This window comes from Sporosarcina sp. GTC18466 (assembly GCF_055389225.1).
Window position 1 is genome coordinate 2,710,719 of record NZ_AP044037.1, and the last position, 13,938, is coordinate 2,724,656.

The 13,938-nt window shown below is 49.2% G+C and carries 15 protein-coding genes; 8 read left to right on the forward strand and 7 right to left on the reverse strand.

What is annotated here, in order from left to right:
- Positions 1 to 3: 3 nt before the first annotated feature.
- Together ACZ5FK_RS13430 and ACZ5FK_RS13435 are read left to right on the forward strand one after the other, a co-directional pair.
- Entirely contained in the window at positions 4 to 1,470 is a 1,467-nt protein-coding gene (locus tag ACZ5FK_RS13430; RefSeq protein ID WP_464805390.1) for a spore germination protein, read from the forward strand.
- Positions 1,463 to 2,614 (forward strand): Ger(x)C family spore germination protein, encoded by a 1,152-nt coding sequence (locus ACZ5FK_RS13435; protein ID WP_464805391.1) that lies wholly within the window; start codon positions 1,463 to 1,465, stop codon positions 2,612 to 2,614. Before ACZ5FK_RS13430 ends, ACZ5FK_RS13435 begins: the two co-directional genes overlap by 8 nt.
- A 40-nt stretch (positions 2,615 to 2,654) precedes the next feature.
- On the opposite strand, the gene ACZ5FK_RS13440 is transcribed toward ACZ5FK_RS13435, so the two are convergent.
- Both ACZ5FK_RS13440 and ACZ5FK_RS13445 read right to left on the reverse strand, forming a co-directional pair.
- Positions 2,655 to 4,232: an MFS transporter gene (locus ACZ5FK_RS13440; protein ID WP_464805392.1), complete on the reverse strand. Its 1,578-nt coding sequence runs from the start codon at positions 4,230 to 4,232 to the stop codon at positions 2,655 to 2,657.
- 116 nt (positions 4,233 to 4,348) lie between these two features.
- On the reverse strand, positions 4,349 to 4,942 hold the full coding sequence (locus ACZ5FK_RS13445; RefSeq protein ID WP_464805393.1) for a class I SAM-dependent methyltransferase: 594 nt from the start codon (positions 4,940 to 4,942) through the stop codon (positions 4,349 to 4,351).
- Positions 4,943 to 4,998: 56 nt separating this feature from the next.
- On the opposite strand from ACZ5FK_RS13445, the gene ACZ5FK_RS13450 reads away from it, so the two are divergent.
- Entirely contained in the window at positions 4,999 to 5,295 is a 297-nt protein-coding gene (locus tag ACZ5FK_RS13450; RefSeq protein WP_464805394.1) for a hypothetical protein, read from the forward strand.
- A 39-nt stretch (positions 5,296 to 5,334) separates the two neighbouring features.
- On the opposite strand, the gene ACZ5FK_RS13455 is transcribed toward ACZ5FK_RS13450, so the two are convergent.
- Positions 5,335 to 5,688, reverse strand: a complete 354-nt coding sequence (locus ACZ5FK_RS13455; protein WP_464805395.1) for a winged helix-turn-helix transcriptional regulator — start codon at positions 5,686 to 5,688, stop codon at positions 5,335 to 5,337.
- A gap of 126 nt (positions 5,689 to 5,814) precedes the next feature.
- Here ACZ5FK_RS13455 and ACZ5FK_RS13460 point away from each other — a divergent pair, with 126 nt between their 5' ends.
- The 4 genes from ACZ5FK_RS13460 (at position 5,815) to ACZ5FK_RS13475 (ending at position 9,432) form a co-directional block, all read left to right on the forward strand.
- A complete protein-coding gene (locus tag ACZ5FK_RS13460) occupies positions 5,815 to 6,432 on the forward strand; it encodes a nitroreductase family protein (protein WP_464805396.1) in 618 nt (205 codons plus the stop codon).
- Positions 6,433 to 6,732: 300 nt separating this feature from the next.
- Entirely contained in the window at positions 6,733 to 7,467 is a 735-nt protein-coding gene (locus tag ACZ5FK_RS13465) for a YqcI/YcgG family protein (RefSeq protein ID WP_464805397.1), read from the forward strand.
- A gap of 128 nt (positions 7,468 to 7,595) precedes the next feature.
- A complete protein-coding gene (locus ACZ5FK_RS13470) occupies positions 7,596 to 8,837 on the forward strand; it encodes a CDP-glycerol glycerophosphotransferase family protein (protein ID WP_464805398.1) in 1,242 nt (413 codons plus the stop codon).
- A gap of 106 nt (positions 8,838 to 8,943) precedes the next feature.
- The gene (locus tag ACZ5FK_RS13475) at positions 8,944 to 9,432 is read left to right on the forward strand and encodes an antibiotic biosynthesis monooxygenase family protein (RefSeq protein WP_464805399.1); all 489 of its coding nucleotides are present in this window, start codon (positions 8,944 to 8,946) and stop codon (positions 9,430 to 9,432) included.
- A 16-nt stretch (positions 9,433 to 9,448) separates the two neighbouring features.
- Here the strand turns inward: ACZ5FK_RS13475 and ACZ5FK_RS13480 are convergent, their stop codons facing one another.
- On the reverse strand, positions 9,449 to 10,276 hold the full coding sequence (locus ACZ5FK_RS13480; RefSeq protein WP_464805400.1) for an MBL fold metallo-hydrolase: 828 nt from the start codon (positions 10,274 to 10,276) through the stop codon (positions 9,449 to 9,451).
- A gap of 155 nt (positions 10,277 to 10,431) precedes the next feature.
- Here ACZ5FK_RS13480 and nadX point away from each other — a divergent pair, with 155 nt between their 5' ends.
- Positions 10,432 to 11,412 carry an aspartate dehydrogenase gene (gene nadX / locus ACZ5FK_RS13485; RefSeq protein WP_464805401.1) on the forward strand — a complete coding sequence of 327 codons (981 nt, stop codon included), beginning with the start codon at positions 10,432 to 10,434 and terminating at the stop codon, positions 11,410 to 11,412.
- Between the two features lie 47 nt (positions 11,413 to 11,459).
- Here nadX and ACZ5FK_RS13490 read toward each other — a convergent pair whose 3' ends face one another.
- The 3 genes from ACZ5FK_RS13490 to ACZ5FK_RS13500 form a co-directional block, all read right to left on the reverse strand.
- On the reverse strand, positions 11,460 to 12,017 hold the full coding sequence (locus tag ACZ5FK_RS13490; RefSeq protein ID WP_464805402.1) for an MEDS domain-containing protein: 558 nt from the start codon (positions 12,015 to 12,017) through the stop codon (positions 11,460 to 11,462).
- A 167-nt stretch (positions 12,018 to 12,184) separates the two neighbouring features.
- Positions 12,185 to 13,177, reverse strand: coding sequence for an LCP family protein (locus ACZ5FK_RS13495; protein ID WP_464805403.1), 993 nt, complete (start codon positions 13,175 to 13,177; stop codon positions 12,185 to 12,187).
- Positions 13,178 to 13,204: 27 nt separating this feature from the next.
- On the reverse strand, positions 13,205 to 13,852 hold the full coding sequence (locus ACZ5FK_RS13500) for a DUF1232 domain-containing protein (protein WP_464805404.1): 648 nt from the start codon (positions 13,850 to 13,852) through the stop codon (positions 13,205 to 13,207).
- Between the last annotated feature and the right edge of the window lie 86 nt (positions 13,853 to 13,938).

Consider the following 13,938-nt stretch of genomic DNA (forward strand, 5'->3'; position numbering starts at 1 on the left):
GACATGCAGCAAGAGGAAAATCAGTTGAATCTGGATGAACTGCGTGCCCTGTTTGAGAAGTCGGCTGATGTACAATTTCAAAGCTACCTGTTTGGCATTCATCAGGTCTCAGTAGGAACGTGTGATGCGATGGTGGACGGCCAGCTTCTCAGTGAATTGGTGATTCCGCGTTTGCAGAAGTTTGCAGAGTCGATGAACGGACGTCCGCTTGAACCACAGACCATCGAGACTGAATTGTACCTTCCTGGATTGGAAAGGCAAGTGGATAAGAAAGAATTCATCCATTTGATATACAGAGGATATGCCCTCTTGTTTTTTGGACAGAGCGGACTTATTTATACTGTGGATATAACAAAGCGACCGAACCGGCAGCCTGAAGAGACAAAAATGGAAGTTCCGGTCAGGGGGCCCCGGGATAATTTCATCGAAGATGTGGCAGTCAATATCGCTTTAATCCGAAAGCGGCTGCCGACAAATTCATTGAATGTAGAAAAACTCGAACTTGGCAAGCGTTCCAAAACAACGATTGCCCTTCTGTATTTTGAAGACATTGCAAGCAAGGAAATTTTATACGGCATTAAAAAACAACTGAAAAAAGTGGATACCGATATTATATTCAGTGGAGATCTTCTGCTGGAAAGTGTCAATAGAAGTGCGAAGCTGTTTCCCCGTTTCGATTACACAGGCAGGCCGGATAAAGCCGTGCAAGCACTGGCAAGGGGGCGGTTTTTGGTTCTCGTTGATGGTGTGGCGTATGCAGTCATCTTGCCTGTAAACCTATTCCTGCTTGTCAAATCAAGTGAGGACAATGAAGCCCCGATCATCCCCGGATCATTTGAAAGGATTCTTCGGATTTTCGGGATGTCGATAGGTCTCGTGCTGCCCGCATTTTGGCTCGCGCTGACCACGTTTCACCAAAACCAGCTGCCGCTTCAGCTGCTGGCGACGATTGTACAGGCGAATACAGGGCTTCCCCTGCCGTCGTCGATTGAGATGATTGTCATGCTGATCATGTTTGAACTGTTCCGGGAAGCGGGATTGCGTCTTCCGTCAGCACTCGGCGGTACCATCGGCGTCGTTGGAGGGCTCATCATAGGCGACGCGGCCATTCGTGCGGGCATCACGAGTCCTGCGATGGTTGTTGTCATAGCCATATCCACCATCGCGACATTCACATTGGTGAACCAGTCACTAATTATGTCAATCAGCATATTACGTATCTGTTTCATATTATTAACTTCATTTTTCGGCTTGTTCGGACTGCTCCTCTCCGTCTACTTCACTCTAGTCTATCTGGCGAATATCCGGACATTCGGCGTACCCTATTTGAATATAGCCACTGATCTGGACTTCAAAGAGGCAGGAAAAGCATTGTTCCGCTTGCCTGCAAAATATTATCGTGATCGGCCCAAGTCATTAGACGTGACCGATCAGACACGAAGCGGAAAGGCGGATGATCGGGATGACTAAACGGCTGCTGCTGATCATCCTTCTGCCCGCTATGCTGCTCAGCGGCTGCTGGGATGTGAAAGAACCGGAACGGATGCTGTATATCAATGGCGTCGGGGTCGACTATAAGGACGATCACTATATTCTCTACGCTCAAATCATAAACTTTGCCAATACGGCAAAATCAGAGCAGCCTACAACAGCAGAAGTGCAGGCAGAGGTCGGGCATGCCACGGGGAGAACATTGGACGAAGCGATTTTTAATCTATATCGCACGACCGATCAGACGGTTTTTTGGGGGCATATGTCCTACCTGGTTGTTTCGGAAGAGGCCATGCAGAATGTAAAATTAAGCCCGGTCATCGATCTGTTCATCCGCTATCGGGAAACAAGATATCAAATCTGGGTGTATACGACGGAAGATCCGGTCGAGGAAATATTGCTGCTGCGACCAGTCATTAATAAAGCGATCATCCTTTCAAAATTAGGAGATCCGGAAAACTCCTTCGAGCAGGAATCATTTGTCTCTCCGCTGGATATCCGAAGACTGATCATCCAGATGAATGAGCCGAGCCATGAAGCGAAAATCCCGTTAATCTCCATTAAAGAAAACTGGTCATCCTTGCAGGAAAAGATAAAAGCACCCGAATTGGCAGGAGTAGGAATCGCCACGCCGAATGGCTTTAAAGGGTTCCTCAAAGGGGATAAGGCAAAAGGGATCCAGTGGATGTCGAATGATACGAAACGGGGAGAAGTCACATTCTCCACGGATGGTGACGATGATATGACAGTCGTCATTGACACTGTTACTGTAAAGATTAAACCGATTGTATCAGGCGATAGTGTAAAATTTGACGTGAATGTGGGAGTGGGCGGCAATGTCAGTACAATTGTCGGTGAGGAAGAGTTTGGAGAGATCCGGAAAAGGGTGATTGAAGAAGTCGAGAAGGAGATTCGTGAAACGTATGCAGAGGCACTCAAGATGGATGTGGATATCTATCGGTTCTCGGAGCAGCTATACCGGAAAGAGCTTCAGACGTGGAAACGAATCCATCATGACGGAAAGATTCCACTCTCGGAGGACTCCATCCGGTCACTCAATATAACAGTCGAACGCCTGACCTCATCCCGTAAATCATATCGTGTGACAATTGACCGGGAGTGAATACAAAGAAGGAACAGCCAAGACAGGCTGTTCCTTTTGGTCATTCTCCTGCGTTCTCCTCCGCATCCTCTTTGAACTTCCTGCTGAATAGCAGGGCGATAAGGATCATGAGCACAGCCGCTCCGGCAGTCGTCAGATAAATCGGCTGATACGCCGAATGGACTGCGCTTTGAAATGCTTCGTGGAGTGCATCGCGGACATCCGGAACCGGGATCTTATCGATGTTTTCCTGGATGTTCGCATAACCGCCTCCGCTAACATCACCCATCACCCCTTCCGGCATTTGCGAAGGGTCAACACCGTGCGCTCTCAGTTTCTCGGGAATCAGTGTCCCGAGTCTGCTGAAGCCTTGCTGGATGAACGCAGCGAAGATGGTCGGCGAGATGGTCAGTCCGATCTGGCGTGCAACAGATAAGGTGCCGATTGCCGACCCTTTCTGTGTTCCTGCTGCATTCGATGTCAGCACGGTGAGCGGGGCGCCAAGGACGAATCCGAAACCGATGCCTGCAATGACAGAGAAGACGATAAAAGTCAGCTTTGTGTCTGTAAAGAGGCCAAGACCGCCGAAGCCGATCACCGAAATGACGCCGGATAGCACAAGCGTTTTGACAGGACCTTGTTTATCCACGAAGAAGCCGCCGCCTGCCGCTCCGATACCGGAAGCGAGAGCCAATGGCGTCATCCAGTAGCCTGATTTCGCAGCCGAGATCCCGAGGACCTGTTCCGCGTAAGACGGGATGAAAATGACCGATCCGATGAACATCCCGGACAGCGCACCCATGACCATTGTCATTGAATACGTCGGCTTGCGCAAAAGATGATACGGGAGAATCGGGTCGATATTCTTCGCTTCATTGCGTTTTACCACAATGATCAGCACTGCGAAAATCATAACGCCAAGCAGAAGCAGTCCAAGCGTGCTCCAGCCGAGGAGGCTTTCGAGCAAACCGCCTTCACCGAGATTATTGACAGCAAACATGACGCTGAGAATGGAGAAGGACAGCAAAGAAATTCCAAGAAAATCGATCTTCGACATGACTTCTGTCTTTGTTTCTTTAAGAGAAATCCATCCGAATATTACGAGCGCAATGCCGATCGGCACATTGATCAAGAACAGCCAATGCCAGCTTCCAGTGATGTCGATCAGGAAACTTCCGATATTGGGTCCGACGACAGAGGCAATTCCGTTCATGGCCCCAAGCAGGCCTAGCTTGCTGCCTTGCGTCTCCCTGGAATATGTGCTGATGACATGCGAACTTGCGATGATGAAAATGCCTCCGCCGCCAAGCGCCTGGAATAAGCGCGCTGCCAGGAAGAGGGGGAAGCTCGGGCTCAATGCTACCCCAAGCGAGCCCACTGTGAAGATTGCCACTTCAATCAGGAATAGCTTTTTCCTGCCATATCGGTCCGCGAGCTTCCCGACAATCGGAGTCGCCACCGCAAGACCAAGCGTGTAGAGGGTGATGCCCCAAGCGCCATGCGTGGCGGACACGTCAAATGAGGAATTGATCGTCGTGAGCGCCGCACTGATGATTCCGTTGTCGAGCGCAGCCATGAAGACGCCGATCAAAAGGATCGCAAAGCCTATGGTACTCGTTGATTTTTTATGGGCCGCCATTTCCGCACCTCCGCTAAACATTTTTTATCCCTTCACTGTACCCCGGAGAGATGAACGGAAAGTGAACAGAATGTTACATCCGTATAGCGAATGGCGGATTGGCCCTGGGCTGCCTCTTATTTTGAATTGGAACCCTCTATAGTTAAGAACAAGTCACGGTATAGGCCTTCCACGTCCGTAACTGAGATTCCAGACTGGCGGATCAGCGTTAATGTGTCTTGGTTCAATCGGCATCCATCACAGATTTTTGACCAGAACGGCGTCAGAACATCCTGTGCTTTTGCGAGCATGGGAGGATCCATGCGCACATGTTCGAAAAACAGCAGTTTCGCATCATTTTTAGCGACACGCTTGATTTCCAGTAATGCTTTGTGAGGATCTGGAATCGTGCAGAATACGAGCGCCGTTACGACTGTGTCGAACGTATCGTCTTCGAAAGGCAGTTGCTCGGCAGATGCTTCATGCACCTTGATGGGCACCGTCGCTTTCGCCAGTCGCCCTCTTGCCCGCGCACTCATGAGCGGGTTCGGTTCAATCGCATCCACGCTTTCCGCATGCAGGTAAAATGGGAAATTCAAACCGGTCCCTGAACCGATTTCAAGGACACGGCCTTCTGCATGTCCGGCAAGTCGTTTGCGTACGTCCCTGAAACGCATAGCCTCCAGCGGCTTCATCGCCCAGTCATATAGTTTGGGAAACCAGTTGCCCATAACTCATCCTCCATCATGTAAACTAGCAGTAAGAAATGCTTGAAAGGAGTGGTTCCGTGTTTTTTCAGAAGGATAAAAATCCATATCGCAGACGCGAGGATTGGAAAGAGGAAGAGACGGATCTGTTTCCCGTCATCCTCCATTTCACGCCGGCCGCAATTTATGTTTATGAGGATAAAGAAGATTCTCATGTGTGGCAAGACCAGAGTATCGAGTTATGGGATGCCCATGATACGATGCTGACCGGGACACTTATTGTGTTATATGTGAAAGATGTCCGGGAAGCGCTCGAGCGGTATAAAGTGAACGAACTGGGGCTTCCCGTCATCCATATCGATCTTATCCACGAATAGGTGCCCGCAACCCGGGACGCTGATCAGCAGTGCTGCTGGTCAGTTTTTCATTTCCAGAAAAGCGTCCTGTTTCTCCGCCCATTTCAGAATGGCTTTAAACACATCCCGGAAGTCATGGCCGACAGGGGTCAGCTCATATTCCACTTTTTTCGGCCCTTCCTTGCTGACACGTTTGGTGAGCAGCCCTTCCTGCTCCAGGTCTTTCAGCCGCTCGCTCAGCAGCCTGTCCGAGATGCCGTCGATCGCCTCGAGCAGTTCATGATACCGCTTCGGCCCTTCGAATAAATGATAGATAATGACGCCAGTCCATCGTTTGCCGATAAATTCAATCGCCCGCCAGTATGTATGGCAAGATGATTCCGTATTGGACTGGTGTACTGGATGATTTGCCATCAGCCATTCCCTCTTTCCGGATTTTCTACCATCATACCATATTGCAAAACGGTTGACGTATGCACTTACTAAAAGTATGCTTACGTTGTACTTACAAAAGATTAGTTGACTGTAGGAGGAGTTTATATGGCTGGCAATTTATCGACATTGATCCGAGAGCGGCGATCGGTCCGTAAATATGATCCGAACTTCGAAATCGGACGGGAAGAGATTTTAGGCATGTTGGAAGAGGCGACGATGGCACCGTCTACGAGCAATCTGCAGCCATGGGAATTCATCGTCTTCCTTGATCCGGAAGAGAGGAAGGAATTGCGGAAGATTGCGTACAACCAGGAGCAAGTCGAGACGGCTTCGGCTGTCATTGCAGTGCTCGGTGATAAAGACTTCCATAACAACATCGACCCAGTGCATGACAGTATGCATGCAGCAGGTTTTTTGGATGAAGCTAGCAAAGAAGTGCTCGTCGGGAACGCAAAGAAGACCTACCCTTATGCGCCTGAGGAGTCCCGCAAAAATCTCGCAACATTCGACGCGGGACTGGCGGCGATGCAATTCATGCTGATAGCGAAAGAGCGCGGTTACGCGACAGGGCCGATGGGCGGTTTTGACAAGGTGAAGTTCGCAGAGCGTTTCAATATTCCGGAAAACCAATTCCCGATCGTTCTGATCACAATCGGGAAAGAAAGTTCTCCTGCTTACCAGACAACACGTTTTCCAATTGAAGATAAAGTGCGTTTTATCTAGTAGGAACATTGACGGGATTGTCCGAAAAGACGAAAATCGCCAGAACCGGCACGCTTTCCGCGGGCACGGCCCGAGCCTCCTCGCTTCGCTGCGGGGTCTCGGACTCGTGCTGTTCCCGCAGGAGTCGGCCGTTTCTGGCGATTTTCTACATCCTCATAAGAATTTTTTAAAATGTCCTTATAATGAAGTTTATATTTTCTGGACAGCCCCGTTTTCAATGGAAGCCACTTGGCTAGCTTGCGTTTTGGAAAGAGAATTCAAGGGAAAGAAGGTGAGAGATATCAAACGGGGGTGACGTAAATGAACGCATTACTGACAAAAGAGGATTTCAAAGAACGGACTGACCTGCCGGCGTGGCTGCAGGACAGTTATGAGGAGTTTCACAAAACCGTGACGGATAAAACGTTTCCGTGTTACTTCGGCATGGGCGGAGAGTTGAAGGGCGAATTGCGCTATGCTTACATATCGCAGAAGGATTGGAGCAATCTTCCGGAAGCGCTAGGGGAATTCCTCAAGCTGTTTCAAAATCCAAAACATAAAAGGCATGGATTGTTCGTGTTCGTTGAGCCATTCGACCAGGAAGGGGACCTGGAAGAATACCGGGCGCAGTTTTGGGATATCCTCCAGTACTTGCATGAGGTCGATGATTCCCCGTGGCCAGCTGACAGGCCTCGTGATCCGGAGCATCATTTATGGGACTTCCACTTTGCCGGAGAACCCATTTTCGTGTTCGGCAACGCACCTGCCTACAAACAACGGAAAACAAGGGATCTTGGACAGTCCATGGTGCTCGGTTTCCAGCCGCGGCGAATCTTTGAAGGCCTCAAAGGCACAGAAAAAGGCGGCATCAATTCCCGTGAAAAGGTCCGGCAGCGTGTAGAAGTATGGGACAAGCTGCCGAAACATCCGGATATCAGCCACTTTGGCGACCCGGACCATAATGAATGGAAACAGTTCTTCATCGGAGACGATGCCGAGCCGATTCAGGGAAAATGCCCTTTCCATCATAAAGAGACAGCAGCAGAAAATGTATGAATCGTATCCCCTTGTCCAAGCGGCAAGGGGTTTTTTGAAGAATACAAGAAAAATAGGTCGAATTCCATAAATAACATTGAGCGAAAACGGGTATATACATGTAAATGTGATCGGGGAGGGGAATGACTATGGATTTAAAGACAACAAAGAAGTTCGCTCACGTCGTCGCCTTTTTCAAAGTGATGGCGGCTTTTTTGTGGACTATGCTGGATCGGCGGAAACGAGAAAAGCCGATTGTGCTCGTTGGGGGAAATCTCGGCGAGAAATATGAGGATAATGCGTCTGTCCTTCACCATTATTTATCTATGGAACGAAAGGACCTGGATGTATATTGGCTATATGATCCATCTACTGATTATGCGAAAAAGCTTGGTCTTGAGAATGCGGTTCCCCTTGGGAGTTTCCGTAACTATCTGCTGTTTTTCAAGGCGGATTTCTCGTTTCACGGCCACTCGCTCATCTATGACATTGCCCCTTTCATCGATCGTTATATCTTCCTGAACAAACGGACGACAATCACGCACGTCAGCCATGGCATCGAAGGGTTCAAAAAGATCCTGATCCAGCCGGAAGACGTACCGCTGCTCAAAAGGACAGATTATTTCAACTGCGCATCGCAGCATGAGAAGGATATCAAGCAGTTTGAATGGGGCATCCCTAAAGAAAAATTGGTCATCACAGGCATGCCGCGGTTTGACAGGTTCAAGACAAACCAGCCGGCCCCGCGTGTACAGCGTATTTTGTTCATGATGACATGGAGGGAATGGCTATTTGGATTGAGCGAAAAGGAATTCATGCAAAGCGACTACTTCCAGCGCACAAAACAGCTGCTGACTGACTCCGACATCCGCGAACTCATTCGCAGCGAACAGCTGGAGATCGTATTTGCCCTTCATCCATTTATGAAACGATTCGAATCGTATTTCCGAAACCTTGTTTCGGACGAGCCTGCCATCAAGTTCTATAACTTCGATGAAATTTCGATAAGGGAAGAAATTACGAAATCTGATATGCTGCTCACCGATTATACAAGTGTCTCCTGGGATTTCCTATACCTGAATAAACCTATCATCTTCTACATGTTCGACCAAGAGGAATTTGTCGCGAAACGCGGCACGTATATGGATCTTGACAAGGAACTGTATGGATATAAGGCTAGGGAAATCAAAGAAGTGTTCGAGACGCTGAAAGCCATAACGAGCGGCCGCCGGACGACGAATCCATGGTATCCGGAAGCCAATAAATATATCGCGTACTTTGACCAGCACCATTGCCGCCGTCTTGCCGATGTCATTTTAGGACCGGCACCGGCGTGGAGTGAAGCAGCGGAGTTCGAAGAGACACATGCGCTGCCACACGAGAAGTTCTAAGCCAGGTTCTCCATAGCCTGGTTTTTTCATGCAGCACATCAGCGGGAAGGTATTGCCTGCGTGCATGATACAATCAAATTAGTAAACTGATAGGAGGCGGCAAGTGATGAAATTGTTTGCGTGGACTGGACCTGAGGCGGAGGCGCAGCGCTATTTGACAGAAGCTGGTGACACTTCGATCATCCTTTTAAAAAGCGAGGAAGAATGCCTGATCTTACAAGAAGGCGAGACTGCGTCCATCGACGCGAATTCTTATGAGATTCTTGACAGGACGGGCGAGTTACGGGGAGATAGCTTCACGGTATTGAACAATATTCCCGTGACAGAAGAGGGCAGGGATCTATTTGAGCAGCGCTTTATGAACAGGGCGCGTTTGATCGAAGAAGAACCGGGCTTTGTCGCGATCCGGGTATTGCGCCCTCTGGAATCGGATACGTACATCATCCTAACGCAGTGGGAAGATGAAACGTCATTCAAGGCATGGCAGGAATCGCAGGCCTATTCCAAAGCGCACGCGAAGCGCGGGACCGACCAGGGCATCGACAAACGTCCGAATATCTTTCCACGTCCCTCTTTCGTGACGACTTACCGGTAAATGTGCAGCGGGCCACTCAAGAAGTGCCCGCTTCTTCGGTTTCCCGCAAGATGGAACGGACGATGTGGAGGGAATCCCATTCACCGGAAGAGAATTTGCTGATCGGGTACTTCTTTGGAAAGAGGATCGATTGGATCTCCCTTTCGCTGCGCCCTTGCTGCCAGAGCATAATAGTCCGTTCCTGAAGTTCTGTTAAATAATCAAGTTTTGCACGCATCGCCTTCTGCCCATTTTTGATATATCCCGCATGACAGCAAAACATTTCCCCAAAGTCATACGTTAGAATCTCTTTGATAGATCGAATAATCAGAGGGATGCTTTCTTCCCGCAAGATCAGTTTCGTACGCGGCTGGACATACAGGTCTCCGGAAAACAGCTGTCCCGTCTCTTCATTCAGAAAAGCGAGATGGTCATCTGCATGACCGGGGGTGCGGATCGCTTTCCATGCGGCCTGACGGGATGCAAAAGACTCTCCGACCGGCAGTGCCTGAAAAGATGGTCTGTTGCCCCAGAACAATTTCCGGTATAGCGGATATCCGGCTTTCTTCGCGCACGCCTGGATGGATTGTCCATCCATGAAAATCGGCAACCCATACTGCTTCTGTAAATACCTGGCCCCGCCTGTATGGTCCTCGTGGTGATGGGTGATTAAGACCATATCGACATCCGCCTCCGCAAAGAAAGGTTTGAAGCTGGGAAGCAGCGTTTTGGAGCCCGTATCGATCAGCACACCGTCTGTCTCGAAGCAATGGACATTAAGTTTCACGCTGCCGAACGAGATCATGCCATTCACGAACCGCACACCGCTTTTGTCTCCGAAAGAAACTTTCTTTTTCAGGAACATTTCCGCATCCCCTTAGTTGTCTAGTACAGCTAGCATAACACAAAATGAACAGCTATTCAGATGCGTGAAAGTATCCTGTCATCCAACTGGCAGTGGCTTCCGCCTGCCTGCTTCGCTACAATGGGCTGGAGAGCACTTGCTGGCGGGGTGATATGTTGAACAGAAAATCTGTGGAACAGGAGATTAGGGAATGTACTGAAGAAGAATTGCGGGAATGGAGAAGGCACGCGGTCAAATGCCTGCATTATTTTACGAAGTATTACGATGCGTTTGAAGTGGAAGAGTGCGAGTTCGTCATCAGCCGGATTGATCAGCGGCTTCGCAAGCTGGATTTTGGAAGAAGGAGGCTTACAATGCAGATTGGGATTATTGGGACAGGTAACATAGCTGCATATTTATTGGAGACGATTAACGGTGCCGGCAAGGCGGAGGGGGAGATTGTATCGCTTCTAGGCAGGAACCGTGAAGCGGGGGAGCGTCTTGCAAAACAATATGGAGCGATTTTTTACAATGACTTTCAGGAGTTCATCCAATCGCCTGTCGATGTGGTGGTGGAAGCGGCGACAGTTGAAGCGGCAGGCCGCTATCTTCCGGACGTCCTGCGCCGCGGCAAAGACGTGGTGGTCAGCAGCATCGGCGCGTTGAATGACGGGCATCTGTCGCACAGTGTTTTGCAGCTTGCCGAGGAACACGGGGCGCGGATTCATCTGCCGTCTGGCGCGATTGGCGGGCTGGATCTTCTGCAATCGGCGAATGCTGCAGGCGGCCTTAAGGAAGTGCGCATTACGACACGCAAGTCATTTGAATCGTTAGGCATCGAGCCTAGGGAGCAAGAAGAGATGCTGTTCGACGGGCCGGCGAGCGAAGCGATTGGGCAGTTCCCGAAAAACGTGAATGTCGCCCTGCTTCTATCAATAGCGGGGCTGGGGGCGGATCTGACGAATGTGCGGGTCATCGCCGACCCGGTCATACAAAAAAATACTCATACGATCGAGGCCCAGGGCGAGTTTGGGAACATGACATTACAAGTCGAGAATGAACCGATGCCGGCAAACCCGAAAACCAGTTATCTGGCCGCGCTCAGCATCCTCTCGGTCTTGCAGCGCAAAGGCGGCGTCATGACCATCGGTATGTAAACAAAAAGAGGGCTCTTGCAGTCTGACTACCATAGACAGCAGAGCCTTTATTTTGCATATGCCTCGGAGATGAGCAGACCTTCATCTGATAGGATGTATGGATGGGTTCTTACTAGAGCTTTCTGAAGCACTTCCGGCATCCGTTCTGCCTGATAGGCACAAATGAGAGGAAACTGGATAATATTCACCGCGCTATCAATCATCTCTTCCAACTCTTCTACAAGAAACCATGGCTCCTGCATGGTTGCCCATTCAACATGAGCCCAAGATCGGAACTTTATATCTTTGCTGACGAACGGTGCCACCATTCTTTCGAAGTACGCTTTTATGGCAGGAGGATGATAGCTTCCGCTTGACCGGTAAAAAGATAGGCTGTTCTCAAAGTGCAACATCTTTTGCTGTTCTTCAGTCAATTGGCTTTGAAGCATCTTGTAAATCATTGGGTACAGGCGGTCATTTTCCACTAAAATGACATGCTCCTTGGCAAATATGCCTTCTTTAATAAAGTTGACCACTTGCAAAAGATATTCCTCCATTTTCCCGTAGGAATAAAGGATGTGGATGTTTCGCTGCTCACGCATAAAATCGTTGATGAATACTTCCATCTTGCCAACTCCTTCCTTTAGCTATCTCTACCCTACACTATATTTAAAAGGAAAGATATAGATACAATGAAATAAGTAAGATGAATTTAAATATTTTGAAATTATTTGGTGGTAAAAAGAAATCCGTCAGTAAGCAACATGCTGACGGACATTCTACTATATTCTTTTCACTCTGTAGTCGACGAACGGTCTGTACTGCCTAAAAATTGTTGCAGCGCTTCTTTATTTTTTTCAGAATCGATACTCAGGACGGCACCTGCATGACTGTAATATTCATCGGTAAATGAGTTTTCGACTGGGATGCGCAGCGTCTCAATCGGATTGTCTTTTGCCGTGAGCAAGCTGCCTCCGACTTTCAGGATGGTCCGCTTGTCAACGTTCGTATCGACATACGGATCGAGCAGGCCAAGAAGTTTAGGCAAATTTGCGATCGTGTGCATACTCACAGCTTGTTCTTTCAGTTTCCCGAGTATTTCCTGCTGCCGTTCCACCCGTCCGAAATCACTCTTGCGGTCATGGCGAAAACGAACATAACCAAGCGTCTGTTCACCGTTCAGCTTTTGGATGCCCGGTTCTAGCGTCATATAGATGCCATGTGACATCGGATAAGGGATATCGACCTCGATGCCGTCAGGCGCAAGTGTATCTATGATTTTCGGAAACCCTTCAAAATTTACCGCTGCATAGTAGTTTACGTCAATATCGAAGTTTTCCTTAATGGTCTGGCGTACGAGTTCAGGACCGCCGAATGCGTAAGCTGCATTCAGTTTCTGTTTGCCGTGCCCGGGGATGGCGATATAGATATCTCGCATCAGGGAGACCAATTTTACCGTCTTTGTCTCTGAGTCATACTGGCCGATCAGCAAGGAGTCTGAGCGCGCCCGCTCCTCATCAGACCTTGCATCGTTGCCGATCAGCAGGATGTTGATTTTCCCGAATGCCGGTTCCGCCCCTTCGAATGGTTTAAATTCAATCGGCTTGGCTGGCAGGGAATCCATTTTGCCTGACTCCGCGAGGCTTGCGCCTTTGTTGAACTGCACATTCCAATAAATTACTCCTCCAGCAAGCAGGAGGAGCATGAACAGAAGCAATGAACCGGCGATTGTCCAGCCGGTCTTTTTACGTTTGTTTTTCTTCAGATGTCTGTCACTGCGTTTCATCAGCCTTCCCGCCTATCTGTAAAGTTGTCAGCCGCGCTTTGCCAGAATCCCGCTCGTCAATTGCACGGCAATCGCGTCATCCAAGTAACCGACTGGAAAAAGGAAGTCGGGAATGACATCGACCGGTGTGATGAAATAGAGGAGGACTCCGCCGATCAGCGCAAGTTCAAAAGCCGTTCCATTCCCTGCGATGAAACGTTTATGGAATCGCTTCAATTCGGAAATGAAAGGGCCGACGCTGCCGACGCTTTTGAGTTTCTCGGCAAATCCTTGCCGGATGGTCCTCGCTCCCTCTTCCGTCTGGGAGTATAGCTGGTACTGCTCTAATTTCTCTTCGACCTGTTCAGCCGAGAAGGAACGGGTGAACTTCTCGTCCGTCTCCAGGAAGTCCTGTATGACCTCAATCGATGCGTGGAGATCCGTGGCAAGCTCTTCTTCCGTAAGGTCGACCTCATAGCCCGCAGCTGTCATCAGACGTGACAGAGGAATATCCAGACTGTCCGAAAAACGCTCCAGATGCTGCAAATTCGCTTTTCGTTTTCCATTGATGATCCTTGAAATAGTAGCTATGTCAAGCTCGGCAAGTTTACTGAACTGCCTCATGGATAAAGAACGCTCTGCAAGCAAGGTGCGCAAGAGCCGGCCGAGTGCCAGATCGTCTTTTGTAGTCTTCAACTCTATTCGCTCCTTCAAGTACATGCTAGTTTTCTCTCAATGTTACCAAATTGTAAAGGAGTGATGACAAAGTGTCAACAAAAGTG

What these genes read in the sequence shown, in the direction of transcription:
- ACZ5FK_RS13430 (WP_464805390.1), top strand. Translation starts at nt 4, where the DNA reads ATGCAGCAAGAGGAAAATCAGTTGAATCTGGATGAACTGCGTGCCCTG.
- ACZ5FK_RS13435 (WP_464805391.1), top strand. Translation starts at nt 1,463, where the DNA reads ATGACTAAACGGCTGCTGCTGATCATCCTTCTGCCCGCTATGCTGCTC.
- ACZ5FK_RS13440 (WP_464805392.1), bottom strand. Translation starts at nt 4,232, where the DNA reads ATGGCGGCCCATAAAAAATCAACGAGTACCATAGGCTTTGCGATCCTT.
- ACZ5FK_RS13445 (WP_464805393.1), bottom strand. Translation starts at nt 4,942, where the DNA reads ATGGGCAACTGGTTTCCCAAACTATATGACTGGGCGATGAAGCCGCTG.
- ACZ5FK_RS13455 (WP_464805395.1), bottom strand. Translation starts at nt 5,688, where the DNA reads ATGGCAAATCATCCAGTACACCAGTCCAATACGGAATCATCTTGCCAT.
- ACZ5FK_RS13460 (WP_464805396.1), top strand. Translation starts at nt 5,815, where the DNA reads ATGGCTGGCAATTTATCGACATTGATCCGAGAGCGGCGATCGGTCCGT.
- ACZ5FK_RS13465 (WP_464805397.1), top strand. Translation starts at nt 6,733, where the DNA reads ATGAACGCATTACTGACAAAAGAGGATTTCAAAGAACGGACTGACCTG.
- ACZ5FK_RS13470 (WP_464805398.1), top strand. Translation starts at nt 7,596, where the DNA reads ATGGATTTAAAGACAACAAAGAAGTTCGCTCACGTCGTCGCCTTTTTC.
- ACZ5FK_RS13475 (WP_464805399.1), top strand. Translation starts at nt 8,944, where the DNA reads ATGAAATTGTTTGCGTGGACTGGACCTGAGGCGGAGGCGCAGCGCTAT.
- ACZ5FK_RS13480 (WP_464805400.1), bottom strand. Translation starts at nt 10,276, where the DNA reads ATGTTCCTGAAAAAGAAAGTTTCTTTCGGAGACAAAAGCGGTGTGCGG.
- ACZ5FK_RS13490 (WP_464805402.1), bottom strand. Translation starts at nt 12,017, where the DNA reads ATGGAAGTATTCATCAACGATTTTATGCGTGAGCAGCGAAACATCCAC.
- ACZ5FK_RS13495 (WP_464805403.1), bottom strand. Translation starts at nt 13,177, where the DNA reads ATGAAACGCAGTGACAGACATCTGAAGAAAAACAAACGTAAAAAGACC.